Below are 15,231 nucleotides of genomic sequence, written 5' to 3' on the forward strand. Positions count from 1 at the left end.
TGTTGTTATTTTTTAATATCTGTGCTGTCTACAGAAGTGATCAGTTTATCGACCAATCCATATTTAACAGCATCTTCTGCAAGTAAGAAATTATCACGGTCTGTGTCGCGCTCGATCACTTCAAGCGGTTGACCCGTTTTTTCAGACAAGATTTTGTTAAGCTGTTCACGCATTTGGATAATGCGGCGTGCGTGAATTTCGATATCACTCGCTTGACCGCGTGTGCCGCCAAGTGGCTGATGAATCATAACTTCTGAATTCGGAAGCACATAACGCTTTCCTTTTTCACCTGCAGCCAATAAGAAAGCTCCCATTGATGCTGCCATACCAATACAAATTGTTGATACGTGCGGCTTAATAAAGTTCATTGTGTCATAAATCGCCATACCTGCTGTGATTGATCCACCTGGGCTATTTATGTATAACGAGATGTCTTTATCAGGATCTTCAGCAGCTAGAAATAGAAGCTGTGCTACGATTGAGTTAGAAACGTTATCGTCGATTGCACTGCCAAGCATAATAATACGGTCTTTTAACAGACGGGAGTAAATATCGTAAGCGCGCTCCCCACGGTTCGTTTGTTCAATTACTGTTGGAATTAAGTTCATGGAAATCCTCCTTCTCCTTTTTCAACTTAAACTGTACTGTCATCATACAAAAAAGGTCAAACAAGGTCAAACAATATGCTGTATGTAACTCATTTCGCCAGCATTGCTCAATATCCTTCTTACACCTTATGTATGGGCTATCATCATAATGCCCGCTAGAAGCAGGATTTTAAACCTCTCCATTACAAAACATTACCCTGATATCGGATTAATTAAGCTTTAGTTTTCATTTTTAATTTCAATATAAGCGGTTTCTAAATTACGTATGCGACGCACGATTTCACTGTTTTTATTGAGATTATCATTGATAAGTGTTCCTACGATCGAACGATAATAAGCATTCATCGCATGTGTTTTCGTAAAAACATCTTTGTTTCGTTCGATATATTGCTGAAAATTTTCTTTAAAATAAGGTACTGAAAATGCTTCGCTCACAGTTCTTCCTCCTTAAATCGATAAACAAGTTTTACAGATGTTACAGGTCTTTATCTATCATAGCCTATCGAGTGGCAGAGCAAAAGTATATCAAAAATTTCATCCCTTGTTTTGACAATTTGGGTTGGACATGTTATAGTTATCTCAACCTTTTACGTTGTGAATATTTTTTGGATTTAAAGCGGTCGTACTTTTTGAATAAGAAGTGGAACACTTAAATCCGCTTCTGAATTATTCAGATGAGTGCGCATTTTTTTATGCCTTTTTATTTACATAGTAAGATGGTTAAAAGAGTTAAAACGCTTACATAGCGTTTGTAAGGAGGAAACACCCATGCAAAATGGTAAAGTAAAATGGTTCAACGCTGAAAAAGGTTTCGGCTTCATCGAAGTTGAAGGTGGAAATGACGTATTCGTACACTTTTCTGCGATTCAATCAGAAGGCTTCAAGTCTCTTGAAGAAGGACAAGAAGTATCTTTCGAAATCGTTGATGGCGAGCGCGGACCACAAGCTGCTAACGTAACAAAACTTTAATAGTAAAGTTTAAAATGCCACACTGCCTTCCGGCGGTGCTGGCATTTTTTTGTATCTTTTAAAATGGTATGAAATTGTGTGTAAATTGTTAGGGGTCTGTCCCCGGGACAGACCCCTAACAATTTAACATTGCGCTTAATCAAAGATGCTAATCAAACTTAAGCTTGTAGGGATCGTTATGTCTTTCTGACAAATACAAATTTGGTAAATTTGTATTTGTTGGGAGTCAGACCCCCAAATTTTGTAGGATGTATAGCGCTTTCATCTATAGTATGATGAAATAATAGGGGAGGGATTTAGGATGGAAATGGGTTTGTTTCAACAACAGAGCATGAATCTTGTCATGACAACTGAATTGCGCCAGGCCATCGCCATTTTACAAGTTCCCAGTCACGAACTGACATCATACCTTCAAGAGCAGGCATTAGAAAATCCGCTTATTGAAATTGCTGAACCAAAAGGCATGTTTACCACATTGAAAAAGAGTGTACGGAAGAACGGAATTAATAGCCGTTCAGATGATAAGCAGCACCTCGAACATTTAATTATGGAGAAGGAAACGCTATATGACTATCTTTATAAGCAGTCCATTCTTCTTCCAATTGAAGAAAAGGATCGCAAACTTTTTCAATATTTACTTTTGAGCGTAGATGAAAGCGGTTATCTTACCGTATCCGCTCAAGAAACGGCTGCCAGATTTAAAACAACAGTCGAGAAATGTGAAGAGCTTATCAGTCTGCTGCAAACACTTGAACCTGTTGGAATCGGAGCGAGAGATTTACGAGAGTGTCTCTTACTTCAGCTACGTGAACAACAGCTTGAACATACGTTAAGCTACATAATTGTTGATCGGCATTTGGATCAATTAGCTGAGCGGAAAATGAAAAACCTAGCGTCAATCCTGAACGTAACACCTGAACAAGTGGAGAAGGCAGCAGATTTTCTACAAACGCTGGAACCGCGTCCTGGTGCGGCGTTTTCACCTGTTAATGATCAGGCGTATTTATATCCTGATGTTTCTGTGACCGAAGAGAATGGGATATTCCACATTTCCGTGAACGAGCAATATTCACCAATCTTAAAGTTGAACGACAGCTATGGTTCGCTTTTAAACGAAAAAAATGCGACCTCTAAATTTTTATATGATTCTTTTCAAAAATTCAATTGGCTGAAAAAAGCGCTGGAACAAAGAAAAGAAACATTGCTTAACATTACGAAAGAGATCGTACGGGTACAGGAAAAGTATTTTTTAACCTTTGATAAATCAGATCTTATACCACTAACGTTAAAAGAAGTAGCGGATGAGATCGGTGTTCATGAATCGACAGTGAGCCGTGCTGTAAAAAACAAAGTGCTTCAAACCTCCAAAGGTGCAGTGGAGCTTAAGAGCTTTTTACCGCAAAAATCTTTACACAAGACGGCGGAAGTGCGTCGGCGACTTCTGCGAAAACCGAGATTAAAAAACTAGTAGACAACGAAGATAAGCAAAAACCTTTATCAGATCAAATGTTAGCTGCTCTTTTAGAAAAAAACAACGGACTATCGATATCCAGGAGAACGGTGGCGAAGTATAGAGAAGAGCTGAACATTCCATCCTCTTCTAAGCGCAAACGGTATACTTCTTAAAAAGATCTTTTCCACGCGGAGAAGATCTTTTATTTTTAGGCTGTTTTCCCATACAGCCCAAACATGATAAATTAACTAAAGAAATCGAGTCAGAAGGAGACATCAAAAATGGGTGAAAAAAAGTAATTTTTTACACGAAAGTACATTGTCCACTTTGTGATAAGGCACATAAACTATTACAGGAGCTGCAGCAGGAAACTCCATTTTCCATGGAAACGATCGATATTTATCAAGATGACGTCCTTCTTGAAAAATACGGGCTCATGATACCTGTTATAGAAGTAGACGGTAAGGAAATTGATTACGGCATCCTTTCAAAAGAAAAGATAAAGAAAGCGCTTACTAATTTTTAATAAGTAAAAGTTGTTGAAATGTAGTGAAAGTATTTGATAATATAAACTTGCCAGAAAGAAATCTGACACTTTTATGACAAAAAGTGAAAGCTGGCACGTTTTAAATGATCACGATCAGGGTATTCTACAATAGGAAATATGCGACTTGGGTTAAACCAAGTTATTTTCTTACGCTAATGGGACAAAAAATGACTAACCGGGACATATTTAGTCCAATGGTTTCGTCGGCATCCCACCAAGATCTATCGTCATCCCATTGAATCAGGAGAATGTGCAATGAAAAATCTTATAGATGTTCAAAAGAAATTGCTGCCAGATCTTCTGGAAACGATGCGAAAACGATACAACGTCTTAAATGTGGTAAGAATTCATGAACCTATTGGCAGAAGAAGTTTAGCATCAACCCTGAGTATGACAGAACGCGTACTTCGATCTGAAGTTTCCTTTCTGAAAGATCAAGGTCTTTTAAGCATTCAAACAGCAGGCATGTCATTAACTTCAGAGGGGCATGATATTTTAGTAGAACTTTCTGAGATGATGAAAGAATTGTCAGGTTTGCATGTTTTAGAATCAGATCTGAAGGAAATGTTAAATCTGTCAGAAGTTATCGTTGTACCAGGTGATAGTGATCAAGATGTGTGGGTGAAAAATGATATGGGTAAGGCGGCGGCAGACCGGTTGAAACGTCAGCTGTCAGCAAAGAACATCATCGCAGTAACGGGCGGAACAACGCTCGCTTCTGTAGCAGAAATGATGTCACCTATTCAAAAAGGACAACAATTATTGTTTGTTCCTGCCCGCGGCGGACTTGGTGAAAAGGTTGAAAACCAAGCGAACACCATTTGTTCCACGATGGCACAAAAAGCCAACGGGGAATACAGGCTTCTTCATCTGCCCGATCAGTTGAGCAAAGAAACCTATCTTTCTCTGATGGTTGAACCAGGTGTTAAAGAAGTCATGGAGCTCATACGGTCTGCTGGTATAGTGCTTCACGGGATTGGCGATGCTAAAACAATGGCGGTACGAAGGAACTCTAATCCATCTCTGCTCCAAAAGCTGGAGAAAGAAAAAGCCGTAGCAGAAGCGTTTGGCTATTACTTTAATCAGCAGGGTGAAGTGGTTCATCGCGTGCGCACGATTGGTCTGCAGCTAGATGAGCTGCAGAATAGTGATTTCATCATGGCTGTAGCAGGCGGATCTTCTAAATCCGATGCGATCGCAGCATTCATGAAACATGGTCCGAAAAAGGTTTTAATCACGGACGAAGGAGCTGCCCGACAACTATTGGGTTGTTCGTAAGTTCATTTCCATTTCGTTATTAAGGGGTTATCCCTTTATATAAAAAATAAATTCTCTCTTAAATCAAGGAGGTCATTTTACATGGCAACAAAAATTGGTATTAATGGTTTCGGTCGTATTGGCCGTAATGTATTCCGCGCAGCATTCAACAACCCTGAGGTAGAAGTTGTAGCTGTAAACGACTTAACAGATGCTGACACTCTTGCTTTCCTATTAAAGCATGACACAGTACACGGCAAGTTCGCTGGTTCTGTTGAAGTTAAGGAAAATGCACTTATTGTAGATGGCAAAGAAATCAAAGTTTTAGCTGAGCGCGATCCAGCACAACTTGGCTGGGGAGACCTTGGTGTAGAAGTAGTTGTTGAATCAACTGGACGTTTCACAAAGCGTGCAGACGCTGCTAAACACTTAGAAGCTGGCGCTAAAAAAGTAATCATTTCTGCTCCTGCTTCAGATGAGGATATCACTGTAGTTCTTGGTGTTAACGAAGACAAGTACGATGCAGCTAGCCACGATGTTATCTCTAACGCATCTTGTACGACTAACTGTCTTGCACCATTCGCAAAAGTTCTTCACGAAAAATTCGGCGTGAAGCGCGGTATGATGACAACTGTTCACTCATACACGAACGATCAGCAAATTCTAGATCTTCCACATAAAGATCTTCGTCGTGCTCGTGCGGCAGCTGAAAACATCATTCCTACATCAACTGGTGCTGCTAAAGCAGTATCTCTAGTGCTTCCTGAACTTAAAGGCAAGCTAAACGGTATGGCAATGCGTGTTCCAACTCCAAACGTATCTCTAGTTGACTTAGTTGTTGAACTTGACAAAGAAGTTACTGTTGACGAAGTGAATGCAGCACTTAAAGCTGAAGCTGAAGGCAACCTAAAAGGAATCCTTGGCTACTCTGAAGAGCCGCTTGTATCTACTGACTACAATGGCGACACTCACTCTTCTACAATCGATGCTCTTTCCACAATGGTTATGGAAGGAAACATGGTTAAAGTAGTATCTTGGTATGACAACGAAACTGGATACTCAAACCGCGTTGTAGATTTAATTGACTATATCGCTAAAAAAGGACTTTAATAGATAGAGAAGAACAATAAGGAGGGGAGAAGTCGTTTCAAACAGGCTTCTACTCCTCTTTCCCATGTAAAACCTGGGGATTGTCATTTCTTTAATCTTTTTGACTAGTCAGGAGGCTGCATACTTATGAACAAAAAAAGTGTTCGTGACATCGATTTGAAAGGCAAAGTAGTATTTTGCCGAGTTGATTTTAACGTACCGATGAAAGATGGAAGTATTACGGATGAAACGCGTATTAACGCTGCTCTTCCTACCATCAAATACTTAACAGAGCAAGGCGCAAAAGTTCTTTTAGCAAGCCACTTAGGACGTCCAAAAGGACAAGTTGTTGAAGAGCTTCGTCTAACTCCTGTAGCAGAACGTTTAAGCGAGCTTCTTGGAAAAGAAGTTGTAAAAACGGATGAAGCATACGGCGAGGAAGTAGAAAAAGCAGTTGCTAACCTAGAAGAAGGCGGCGTGATCTTACTTGAGAACGTTCGTTTCTACCCAGGAGAAGAGAAAAACGATCCTGAGTTAGCACAAAAGTTTGCTGCACTCGCTGATGTGTACGTAAACGATGCTTTCGGAGCAGCTCACAGAGCGCATGCTTCAACAGAAGGAATCGCGAAACATCTTCCGGCTGTTTCAGGTTTGTTGATGGAAAAAGAACTTGAAGTGCTTGGGAAAGCTCTATCCAATCCTGACCGTCCTTTCACTGCGATTATTGGCGGTGCAAAAGTTAAGGATAAGATTGACGTAATTGATAATCTTTTAGACAAAGTAGACAACCTAATCATCGGTGGAGGCCTTGGTTACACCTTCATTAAGGCACTAGGCCATGATGTAGGGAAGTCTCTTTTAGAAGAAGACAAGATCGAAACAGCTCGAGGCTTCATGGAAAAAGCGAAAGAAAAAGGCGTAAACTTCCTGATTGCTGAAGATGTTTTAGTAGCTGACGACTTTTCAAATGATGCTAACACTAAAGTGGTAGCGATCGATTCCATCCCATCAGACTGGGAAGGTCTTGATATTGGAACGAAAACAATTGAAAAGTACGTAAAGGTTATTAAAGAATCGAAGCTTGTAATATGGAACGGCCCAATGGGTGTGTTTGAGATCGATGCATTCGCAAACGGTACTCGTTCTGTTGCAAACGCACTAGCAGAAGCTACAGATACGTATAGCGTAATCGGTGGCGGAGACTCAGCGGCAGCTGTCGAAAAGTTCGGTCTCGCTGACAAGATGAGCCATATCTCAACAGGCGGCGGTGCTTCCCTTGAGTTCATGGAAGGTAAAGAGCTTCCAGGCGTTGTAGCTTTGAACGATCGCTAGAAAGGCCATCAAGAGGTAGATTTCTTTGTTACCTCTTTAGAAGTTGATTGGAGTGGAAGGTGCGAGACTCCTGCGGGACAGGTGGGCAGGTGAGACACTTAGTGGCGCAAAGCGGCAAGTGGCTCACCGCCTGCCCCGCGGAAAGCGAAGCACCTGGAGCGGAAATCAACGGCTTGCAAATGCTTCATGTAAAAGAATTTTACTCTTTAAGAGGTGAAAAGAATGCGTAAACCTATTATTGCAGGTAACTGGAAAATGAATAAAACATTGTCAGAAGCACGCAGTTTTGTAGAAGAAGTAAAAGGCCTTGTTCCTTCAGCTGAAACTGTTGACTCTGTAATCTGTGCGCCTGCTCTTTTCCTTGACTGCTTAGCAGACGAAGCTGAAGGCACGCCTTTAGCGATTGGTGCACAAAACATGCACTTCGAAGAGAGCGGTGCTTTCACTGGTGAGATCAGCCCTGTTATGTTAAAAGATCTAAACGTTCAATATGTTATTCTTGGACATTCTGAGCGTCGTGAACTTTTTGGTGAAACAGATGAATTGGTTAACCAAAAGACACATGCTGCATTCAAACATGGTCTGACTCCGATCGTTTGTGTGGGTGAAACGCTTGAACAGCGTGAAGCAGACAAAACGAAGGACGTTGTAAAAGAACAGACTGAAAAAGGTTTATCTGGTTTGACAGATGAGCAGATGAAACAAACCGTTATCGCATACGAGCCAGTTTGGGCGATCGGAACAGGCAAAACAGCTTCTTCTGAAGATGCAAACGAAGTATGTGCTTACATCCGCAGTGTTGTAGCAGATCAATTCTCTCAAGATGTTGCAGATGCTGTTCGTATTCAATACGGTGGCAGTGTTAAGCCTGACAACATTAAAGAATTAATGGGTATGTCTGATATTGATGGCGCTTTGGTTGGCGGAGCTAGCCTTGAGCCAAAATCTTACCTTCAGCTTCTGGAGGGCGTTAGCCGATGAGTAAAAAACCAGTAGCTTTAATCATCTTAGACGGTTTTGCTTGCCGTAATGAAGACAAAGGTAATGCTGTTGCACAAGCGAAAAAGCCCAACTTTGACCGCTACTGGGAAACGTATCCGCACGCTCAACTAACGGCTAGTGGGGAAGCCGTTGGACTTCCTGAAGGTCAGATGGGTAATTCAGAAGTAGGTCACTTAAACATTGGTGCAGGACGTATCGTCTACCAAAGTTTGACTCGCGTGAATCTATCGATCAAAGAAGGAGATTTTTACGAAAATCAAACGTTTATTGATGCGATGGACCATGTGAAAAAGACCGGCAATGCACTTCATATCTTTGGATTGCTTTCTGATGGTGGGATTCACAGCCACATCGAACACATTCTTTCACTATTAGAATTAGCTAAAAAGCAGAACGTGGAAAAGGTATATCTGCACGGATTCTTGGACGGGCGTGATGTACCACCGCAATCAGCTAAAGGCTATATTCAAAGAACAGTGGACAAGATAAATGAACTCGGTGTTGGTGAGATCGCAACACTTTCTGGCCGCTACTATTCCATGGACCGCGATAAGCGTTGGGACCGAGTTGAAAAATCATACCGCGCTATGGTTTATGGTGAAGGACCAGATTACAAAGATCCATTTGAAGTCGTTGAAGATTCATACAGCAATGGCGTTCATGATGAATTCGTTCTTCCTTCAGTTTTGAAAAAAGAGAACGGTGAACCTGTTGCGACCGTTCAAGATGGAGATGCAGTTATCTTCTGTAACTTCCGTCCTGACCGTGCGATTCAAATTTCACAAGTGTTTACAAACGAAGATTTCCGTGGATTCGACCGCGGAGAAGCGTTCCCGAAAAACCTTCATTTCGTATGTTTGACACACTTTAGTGAAACAGTAGATGGTGACGTAGCATTTAAACCTACGAACCTGGACAATACTTTAGGCGAAGTTTTATCACAGCAAAACTTTAAACAGCTTCGTATTGCTGAAACAGAAAAATATCCGCACGTAACGTTCTTCTTTAGCGGAGGACGTGAAGCAGAGTTTCCTGGTGAGACGCGTATCCTAATCGATTCGCCAAAAGTGGCAACGTACGACTTAAAGCCTGAAATGAGTGCTTATGAAGTAACGGATGCTCTTTTAGGAGAAATTGAGGCGGATAAGCACGATGCGATCATCTTAAACTTTGCCAACCCTGATATGGTAGGTCACTCAGGCATGCTTGAGCCTACGATTAAAGCGGTTGAAACAGTGGATGAGTGCTTAGGAAGAGTGGTCGATGCGATCCTTGCAAAAGGTGGAGCTGCGATCATTACAGCTGACCATGGTAATGCTGATGAAGTAATTACGATGGAAGGCAATCCGATGACGGCTCACACGACGAACCCTGTACCGGTAATTGTTACGCAAGAAGGATTAGAACTGCGTCAAGACGGAATCTTGGCCGATCTTGCACCAACGGTTTTAAACCTTTTAGGTGGAGAACAACCAAAAGAAATGACAGGTAAATCGTTAATTAAATAAGGCGATTTTACGGAATATGTACCAGGGCCCTTGTGCGTATTGCCGAAAATGTCTTATTCTCAAATTACATTTTCTTATAAAAAGGAGAGACAATTATGTCAGCTATTATTGAAATTTACGCTCGCGAAGTTCTAGACTCTCGCGGTAATCCAACAGTTGAAGTAGAAGTTTACACAGAATCAGGTGCTTTTGGACGCGCAATCGTTCCATCTGGTGCTTCTACTGGTGAATACGAAGCAGTTGAGCTTCGTGATGGAGACAAAGAACGCTACCTTGGAAAAGGTGTACTTAACGCAGTAAATAACGTAAACGAAAACATCGCTCCAGAACTTATCGGTTTCGACGTTCTTGACCAAGTAGGAATCGACCAAACGTTGATCGAGCTTGATGGTACTGAAAACAAAGGTAAACTAGGTGCTAACGCAATCCTTGGTGTTTCCATGGCTGTTGCACACGCGGCTGCTGATTTCTTAAACGTACCTCTTTACATGTACCTTGGAGGATTCAACTCTAAAACTCTTCCAGTTCCAATGATGAACATCTTGAACGGTGGAGAGCACGCTGATAACAACGTAGATATCCAAGAATTCATGGTTATGCCTGTTGGTGCTGAAAGCTTCCCTGAAGCACTTCGCATGGGTACTGAAATCTTCCACAGCCTAAAAGCAGTTCTTAAAGAAAAAGGCTTAAACACAGCTGTAGGTGACGAAGGTGGATTCGCTCCAAACCTTGGTTCAAACGAAGAAGCTCTTCAAACAATCATGGAAGCGATCGAAAAAGCGGGTTACAAGCCAGGTGAAGAAGTTCGTCTTGCAATGGACGTTGCTGCTTCTGAATTGTTCAACAAAGAAGACGGAAAATACCACCTTTCTGGTGAAGGTGTTGTTAAGACTTCTGAAGAGATGGTTGCATTCTACGAAGATCTTGCTAGCAAATATCCGATCGTTTCAATCGAAGACGGTCTTGACGAGAACGACTGGGATGGCTTCAAGCTATTAACAGAGCGTATCGGTGACCGCGTACAGCTTGTTGGTGACGACTTGTTCGTAACAAACACAACGAAGCTTTCTGAAGGTATCGAAAAAGGAATTGGTAACTCAATCCTTATCAAAGTTAACCAAATCGGTACGTTGACTGAAACATTCGACGCAATCGAAATGGCTAAACGTGCTGGTTACACAGCAGTTATCTCTCACCGTTCAGGTGAATCAGAAGACAGCACGATCGCTGACATCGCTGTTGCGACAAACGCTGGACAAATCAAAACAGGTGCTCCTTCTCGTACTGACCGTGTTGCGAAGTACAATCAGCTTCTTCGCATCGAAGACGAGCTAGGCAACCTTGCGGTATATCCAGGAATGAACGCATTCTACAACCTAAAGAAATAAGTAGTACAAAAGTAGGGGTCTGACCCCAAACAAAGACAAACTCGCCATTTTGTCTTTCTGAAAAAGACAGCCCCCGGATCAAGCACAATAAGCGCCGATCCGGGGGCTGTCTTCATTTCAGGCTGGTAAAGGATTTCACTGCTGATTATCGAGAGCGATTGTTAGAATGAAGGATGGTAACAATGAGCATTGAGAAACTGATCATAAGCGACATCGTTTCAAAAACAGTCATCTTGATCCCTCCAATCATGTTACCTTTAAGATTCGTAAAAGCAGGGTTGTCCTATTCAAAAATAGAAAAATATGAGTAAAAAGGCTTGTCTTTTATCCGATTTAATTAAGGATATATTTTAAAAAGGTATTTATGCTCGCTCGCGGAGATATATGCTCGTCCGAAGATTTACGTTCAACAATCATCAACGAACCAAACAGCTCACTTATAAAGAATCACACTCATAATCCTTCTATTTTTACAGAAAATCATTTAAAATGCTTATAACAAGTTCTTGTCTGATGTACGGGGAATTTAGATATGAAAGATAGTTTATACATACGAATTGAAGCGGGAGATCCATATGACACGGGGAGTCTCATACCGCTTAAACCAGAAGGTGAAACGTTAACCTTTGGGCGGTCATCACAAACGAACGACACCGACGTTTCGTTTATCAGTCCATACGTGTCTCGGTTACACGCAGAAATCTATCTGCAAGATGGTGTACCCTTTATAAGAGATCTAGACTCCAAACACGGGACGGCTCTAAATAATAACCTGCTAGAACCAAACATGCCAAAACAGCTGCAATCTGGAGATGTAATCAGTCTTGCAAAGGGTGTTATCCTGTTAACCTACTTAAATACACAATCCGATGAAACAGATCTCACCATGGAATTCACATCACCCATTCAGCCGGCAGAAACACAAATAACGAACGGTCTTCACATCATACCTGAACGCCGCCAAATCTCGATTGACGGAGAACCGCTCTTTTTATCAGGTAAACACACAGATCTGCTTGTGTTCCTTTATCGGAAGAAAAACCAAGCCGTTAGCAGTGATGAAATTAAGATTCAAATTTGGCCGGAAAGAATGGTTCCTGGATCTAATGAAATACCTGACGTTGGGAACGACGAGATCAATGCGCTTGTTTACCGTCTGCGAAAAAACTGGGTCGCTATGGAGACTCAATCGTTACTGTCCCGAGGTATGGTTATATGCTTCAAATCAACTAAATCATCCATTCAAAACCTGTATGAACAACAACGTTCAGCAGGTTTTTTCTTTGGCTCATATCAAAAATTGCAAAAACAAGCACTCAACTATTCACTCACACCCTATAAAACATCTGTTTAATTATCTGAAACTTATCATGTGCGTATGAGAAAGAAATCATGGTAAATCCATTTTAGAGGAGACAAAAAGAGAGTAAATTAAGTAAAAGGAAAAAACTCCTTTAAAAAACGATGTTTCTTCTAAATAGGTGTGGTGAAGATTAAATGAGGGTACAGGAAAATAGACAGCATCGCAGAGGCAGGGTATATCGTTTTAAAGTATATCGCGGATTTATCATTCTTTTATTTACTATTTTATTGATCAGAACCTATGATCTTCAGATTACAAATGGTGAAAAAGCACGTTTGAAATCAGAAACGTATGAAGATGTTGTAATAAAAAAATCCATATTCAATGACCACTATTACTCTTCTAAAGAAGACACACCACAGGAAACAGACATAAATTTAAACAAGTAACAGTAAAATGAATATGGGGGATGTCCCCATAAATGCGAAGAGGGGATGTTTATGATGCAGCCACTTAAACAAGAATCTTCGGATGGTGCAGAAAACAAACAAGAAAAATTGAACCCGATCAGCTTTATAGGAAAAGTGAAAGAATCCAATGGACATGTATTTACCGTCTATCATAAAAAAACAGTGATGAAAGTAAAACTGGACTCCAAAACAGAGCTCCTGGATGGGGACAAGACACTTGATATTGCACCAGATGAAGCAGTACAGCCAGGTGTTACGGTTCAAGTAGTAGGATTGTTGAACAAGAGGCTAAATGTAATTAAAGCAGTACGCCTTTATATTTTTCATAAGGAATTTGATATCAATTACTTAGGAACAAATTAACGAAGGTTCTTAAAAAGCTTTGCCTCGTCCCTTCTAGTTATGATACATTTATAGTAATGTAACGTGGAACGGTGGAGGTGTAACATACATGCTAACAGCAGCAAAAATCCTTCTTATTTTAGTATCAATCGCTTTAATCGTAGTCGTTGTTCTTCAATCAGGTCGTTCGGCAGGATTATCAGGCGCGATTACAGGTGGAGCTGAGCAGCTTTTTGGAAAACAAAAAGCGCGTGGAATCGACGCATTGCTTAGCAAACTAACAGTTATCCTTGCAGTTTTGTTCTTCATCCTAACTGTATTGGTAGCGTATTTTCTATAAGCAATCAAAAACAACAGGTGGACAATCCGCTTGTTGTTTTTTTGTTTTCTAAAAAACACCTCACACCCTTTCTCTGAGTGGATGTGATATGATTTGATACGTACATAAAAGGGTAACCTAAAGTCAAAAAGGTGGTAGCATGATCGGTTGTCTTTGTTTGCATGGCTTTACAGGCGGGCCTTATGAAATTGAGCCAATCACACAGTATTTACAGAAACATACGGATTGGCTGCTATCCGTTCCCACTTACCCTGGACACGGAACAAAACTTTCTTTAAAAGGAAGAACCCATACAGAATGGCTTGAAGAAGCTGAAGCGGCTTATTTAGAACTCCGCGAAAAAGTAGAAACCATCTATATTGTCGGTTTTTCGATGGGCGGCATGATTGCGGGCTACTTAGCCTCTAAATATGGCTGCGACAAATTAATATTGCTAAATGCAAGTGCGTATTATTTAAATCCTGCACAGATGATTAAAGATCTTGCCAATATGATGATCTCTGGTTTCAACGGTCAGTTAAGGGATCATGAGTTATATAAAAGGTACAGACAGAAATTCCTTGATACACCTTTTAGCGCAACAAGAGAATTTCGAAAACTTGTAAAGCTGATTAAACCGGAATTCTCACAGATTTCAGCACCTACATTAATTGTTCAAGGAGAATGCGATGGCCTTGTTCCAAGAAAAAGTGCTGAGTTTTTATACGGTACTATAGCAGCTTCCAATAAGCGGATTTGCTACTTCAAAGAATCCAAGCACATGATCTGTCATGATGTAGAAAAAGAGCAACTAATCGATGAAGTTTATCAATTTTTAATGAACGAATAGGAGAGAAGATTCATGAAAATCACAGCACCAAAACCGTTTTTCTTTGAAGGAGGAAAGCGGGCAGTCTTAATGCTGCACGGGTTTACCGGCAGTTCAGCAGATGTACGAATGATGGGGAGATTTCTGCAGAAGAAGGGGTATACGTGTCATGCCCCTCAGTACAAAGGACACGCCGTACCCCCTGAAGAATTAGTACACACTGGCCCTGAAGACTGGTGGGAAGATGTGATTGGCGGCTACAATCACCTAAAAGAAAAAGGATACGATGAAATTGCAGTATGCGGGCTTTCTTTAGGTGGAGTATTCTCACTTAAGCTGGCAACTGAACAGCCTGTAAAAGCAGTGATCCCAATGTGTGCACCAATGTCTATCAAAAGCGAAGAAGTGATGTATAAAGGGGTTTGCGAGTACGCTGAAGAATATAAAAAGCGTGAGCAGAAAACGCCAGAACAAATAGAGCAAGAGATGGAAGACTTCAAGAAGACACCGATGAATACGTTAAAAGCTCTTCAAGATCTTATTCAAAGTGTAAGAAATTCTGTTGATCTCGTATACGCACCCACGTTTGTTGTGCAGGCTAGACATGATGAGATGATTAACACAGATTCTGCAAATATTATTTATGAAGAAGTAGAAAGTGATAAGAAAGATTTAAAATGGTACGAAAATTCAACACATGTGATTACATTAGACAAGGAAAAAGAACAGCTGCATGAAGATGTTTATGCTTTCTTAGAAGACCTCGACTGGTCGGAATAGAACTTTTTCCTTTAAAAGGAGGTCAGTTTTTGGAT

General features: G+C 40.9%; 20 protein-coding genes. 17 read left to right on the forward strand and 3 right to left on the reverse strand.

The window, feature by feature from the left end; genetic code table 11:
* Nucleotides 1-5: 5 nt before the first annotated feature.
* Both clpP and yvfG read right to left on the reverse strand, forming a co-directional pair.
* Entirely contained in the window at nucleotides 6-608 is a 603-nt protein-coding gene (gene clpP / locus ACEWFH_RS05810) for an ATP-dependent Clp endopeptidase proteolytic subunit ClpP (protein ID WP_137791692.1), read from the reverse strand.
* A gap of 219 nt (nucleotides 609-827) precedes the next feature.
* Nucleotides 828-1,043: a protein YvfG gene (gene yvfG, locus ACEWFH_RS05815; RefSeq protein ID WP_066245683.1), complete on the reverse strand. Its 216-nt coding sequence runs from the start codon at nucleotides 1,041-1,043 to the stop codon at nucleotides 828-830.
* Between the two features lie 333 nt (nucleotides 1,044-1,376).
* On the opposite strand from yvfG, the gene cspD reads away from it, so the two are divergent.
* From cspD to eno, 10 genes are all read left to right on the forward strand, one after another.
* Nucleotides 1,377-1,577 (forward strand): cold-shock protein CspD, encoded by a 201-nt coding sequence (gene cspD / locus ACEWFH_RS05820; protein WP_066245685.1) that lies wholly within the window; start codon nucleotides 1,377-1,379, stop codon nucleotides 1,575-1,577.
* 301 nt (nucleotides 1,578-1,878) lie between these two features.
* Nucleotides 1,879-3,045: an RNA polymerase factor sigma-54 gene (gene rpoN, locus ACEWFH_RS05825; RefSeq protein WP_473726484.1), complete on the forward strand. Its 1,167-nt coding sequence runs from the start codon at nucleotides 1,879-1,881 to the stop codon at nucleotides 3,043-3,045.
* Between the two features lie 283 nt (nucleotides 3,046-3,328).
* The gene (locus tag ACEWFH_RS05830; RefSeq protein WP_473727227.1) at nucleotides 3,329-3,556 is read left to right on the forward strand and encodes a glutaredoxin family protein; all 228 of its coding nucleotides are present in this window, start codon (nucleotides 3,329-3,331) and stop codon (nucleotides 3,554-3,556) included.
* A 276-nt stretch (nucleotides 3,557-3,832) separates the two neighbouring features.
* Nucleotides 3,833-4,855 (forward strand): sugar-binding transcriptional regulator, encoded by a 1,023-nt coding sequence (locus ACEWFH_RS05835; protein WP_473726485.1) that lies wholly within the window; start codon nucleotides 3,833-3,835, stop codon nucleotides 4,853-4,855.
* An 81-nt stretch (nucleotides 4,856-4,936) separates the two neighbouring features.
* Nucleotides 4,937-5,944, forward strand: coding sequence for a type I glyceraldehyde-3-phosphate dehydrogenase (gene gap / locus ACEWFH_RS05840; protein ID WP_066292564.1), 1,008 nt, complete (start codon nucleotides 4,937-4,939; stop codon nucleotides 5,942-5,944).
* A 126-nt stretch (nucleotides 5,945-6,070) separates the two neighbouring features.
* Nucleotides 6,071-7,255 (forward strand): phosphoglycerate kinase, encoded by a 1,185-nt coding sequence (locus tag ACEWFH_RS05845; protein ID WP_473726486.1) that lies wholly within the window; start codon nucleotides 6,071-6,073, stop codon nucleotides 7,253-7,255.
* 59 nt (nucleotides 7,256-7,314) lie between these two features.
* Nucleotides 7,315-7,485 carry a hypothetical protein gene (locus ACEWFH_RS05850; RefSeq protein ID WP_473726487.1) on the forward strand — a complete coding sequence of 57 codons (171 nt, stop codon included), beginning with the start codon at nucleotides 7,315-7,317 and terminating at the stop codon, nucleotides 7,483-7,485.
* Nucleotides 7,478-8,236: a triose-phosphate isomerase gene (tpiA, locus tag ACEWFH_RS05855; protein ID WP_473726488.1), complete on the forward strand. Its 759-nt coding sequence runs from the start codon at nucleotides 7,478-7,480 to the stop codon at nucleotides 8,234-8,236. Before ACEWFH_RS05850 ends, tpiA begins: the two co-directional genes overlap by 8 nt.
* A complete protein-coding gene (gene gpmI, locus ACEWFH_RS05860; RefSeq protein WP_473726489.1) occupies nucleotides 8,233-9,765 on the forward strand; it encodes a 2,3-bisphosphoglycerate-independent phosphoglycerate mutase in 1,533 nt (510 codons plus the stop codon). Before tpiA ends, gpmI begins: the two co-directional genes overlap by 4 nt.
* 95 nt (nucleotides 9,766-9,860) lie before the next feature.
* Nucleotides 9,861-11,153: a phosphopyruvate hydratase gene (eno, locus tag ACEWFH_RS05865; protein WP_416729499.1), complete on the forward strand. Its 1,293-nt coding sequence runs from the start codon at nucleotides 9,861-9,863 to the stop codon at nucleotides 11,151-11,153.
* Between the two features lie 145 nt (nucleotides 11,154-11,298).
* Here eno and ACEWFH_RS05870 read toward each other — a convergent pair whose 3' ends face one another.
* Nucleotides 11,299-11,367 carry a putative holin-like toxin gene (locus ACEWFH_RS05870; RefSeq protein ID WP_373869408.1) on the reverse strand — a complete coding sequence of 23 codons (69 nt, stop codon included), beginning with the start codon at nucleotides 11,365-11,367 and terminating at the stop codon, nucleotides 11,299-11,301.
* On the opposite strand from ACEWFH_RS05870, the gene ACEWFH_RS05875 reads away from it, so the two are divergent.
* From ACEWFH_RS05875 to ACEWFH_RS05905, 7 genes are all read left to right on the forward strand, one after another.
* A complete protein-coding gene (locus tag ACEWFH_RS05875) occupies nucleotides 11,336-11,464 on the forward strand; it encodes a hypothetical protein (RefSeq protein ID WP_473727402.1) in 129 nt (42 codons plus the stop codon). The genes ACEWFH_RS05870 and ACEWFH_RS05875 overlap by 32 nt on opposite strands.
* Before the next feature lie 221 nt (nucleotides 11,465-11,685).
* On the forward strand, nucleotides 11,686-12,507 hold the full coding sequence (locus ACEWFH_RS05880; protein ID WP_473726490.1) for an FHA domain-containing protein: 822 nt from the start codon (nucleotides 11,686-11,688) through the stop codon (nucleotides 12,505-12,507).
* A 143-nt stretch (nucleotides 12,508-12,650) separates the two neighbouring features.
* On the forward strand, nucleotides 12,651-12,905 hold the full coding sequence (locus tag ACEWFH_RS05885) for a hypothetical protein (RefSeq protein ID WP_473726491.1): 255 nt from the start codon (nucleotides 12,651-12,653) through the stop codon (nucleotides 12,903-12,905).
* Nucleotides 12,906-12,956: 51 nt separating this feature from the next.
* Complete coding sequence (locus ACEWFH_RS05890) at nucleotides 12,957-13,289, forward strand: hypothetical protein (protein ID WP_473726492.1); 333 nt, start codon at nucleotides 12,957-12,959, stop codon at nucleotides 13,287-13,289.
* Between the two features lie 88 nt (nucleotides 13,290-13,377).
* A complete protein-coding gene (gene secG, locus ACEWFH_RS05895; protein ID WP_473726493.1) occupies nucleotides 13,378-13,608 on the forward strand; it encodes a preprotein translocase subunit SecG in 231 nt (76 codons plus the stop codon).
* Between the two features lie 139 nt (nucleotides 13,609-13,747).
* Nucleotides 13,748-14,437 (forward strand): alpha/beta hydrolase, encoded by a 690-nt coding sequence (locus ACEWFH_RS05900; protein WP_473726494.1) that lies wholly within the window; start codon nucleotides 13,748-13,750, stop codon nucleotides 14,435-14,437.
* A 12-nt stretch (nucleotides 14,438-14,449) separates the two neighbouring features.
* Nucleotides 14,450-15,196 carry an alpha/beta hydrolase gene (locus ACEWFH_RS05905; protein WP_473726495.1) on the forward strand — a complete coding sequence of 249 codons (747 nt, stop codon included), beginning with the start codon at nucleotides 14,450-14,452 and terminating at the stop codon, nucleotides 15,194-15,196.
* Nucleotides 15,197-15,231 lie beyond the last annotated feature (35 nt).

Source organism: Fictibacillus sp. EA-CB0309 (assembly GCF_055814265.1).

What these genes read in the sequence shown, in the direction of transcription:
- ACEWFH_RS05885 (WP_473726491.1), top strand. Translation starts at nt 12,651, where the DNA reads ATGAGGGTACAGGAAAATAGACAGCATCGCAGAGGCAGGGTATATCGT.
- clpP (WP_137791692.1), bottom strand. Translation starts at nt 608, where the DNA reads ATGAACTTAATTCCAACAGTAATTGAACAAACGAACCGTGGGGAGCGC.
- ACEWFH_RS05875 (WP_473727402.1), top strand. Translation starts at nt 11,336, where the DNA reads ATGAGCATTGAGAAACTGATCATAAGCGACATCGTTTCAAAAACAGTC.
- eno (WP_416729499.1), top strand. Translation starts at nt 9,861, where the DNA reads ATGTCAGCTATTATTGAAATTTACGCTCGCGAAGTTCTAGACTCTCGC.
- tpiA (WP_473726488.1), top strand. Translation starts at nt 7,478, where the DNA reads ATGCGTAAACCTATTATTGCAGGTAACTGGAAAATGAATAAAACATTG.
- ACEWFH_RS05845 (WP_473726486.1), top strand. Translation starts at nt 6,071, where the DNA reads ATGAACAAAAAAAGTGTTCGTGACATCGATTTGAAAGGCAAAGTAGTA.
- rpoN (WP_473726484.1), top strand. Translation starts at nt 1,879, where the DNA reads ATGGAAATGGGTTTGTTTCAACAACAGAGCATGAATCTTGTCATGACA.
- ACEWFH_RS05890 (WP_473726492.1), top strand. Translation starts at nt 12,957, where the DNA reads ATGATGCAGCCACTTAAACAAGAATCTTCGGATGGTGCAGAAAACAAA.
- ACEWFH_RS05880 (WP_473726490.1), top strand. Translation starts at nt 11,686, where the DNA reads ATGAAAGATAGTTTATACATACGAATTGAAGCGGGAGATCCATATGAC.
- cspD (WP_066245685.1), top strand. Translation starts at nt 1,377, where the DNA reads ATGCAAAATGGTAAAGTAAAATGGTTCAACGCTGAAAAAGGTTTCGGC.
- gpmI (WP_473726489.1), top strand. Translation starts at nt 8,233, where the DNA reads ATGAGTAAAAAACCAGTAGCTTTAATCATCTTAGACGGTTTTGCTTGC.
- ACEWFH_RS05900 (WP_473726494.1), top strand. Translation starts at nt 13,748, where the DNA reads ATGATCGGTTGTCTTTGTTTGCATGGCTTTACAGGCGGGCCTTATGAA.
- gap (WP_066292564.1), top strand. Translation starts at nt 4,937, where the DNA reads ATGGCAACAAAAATTGGTATTAATGGTTTCGGTCGTATTGGCCGTAAT.
- secG (WP_473726493.1), top strand. Translation starts at nt 13,378, where the DNA reads ATGCTAACAGCAGCAAAAATCCTTCTTATTTTAGTATCAATCGCTTTA.
- ACEWFH_RS05835 (WP_473726485.1), top strand. Translation starts at nt 3,833, where the DNA reads ATGAAAAATCTTATAGATGTTCAAAAGAAATTGCTGCCAGATCTTCTG.
- ACEWFH_RS05905 (WP_473726495.1), top strand. Translation starts at nt 14,450, where the DNA reads ATGAAAATCACAGCACCAAAACCGTTTTTCTTTGAAGGAGGAAAGCGG.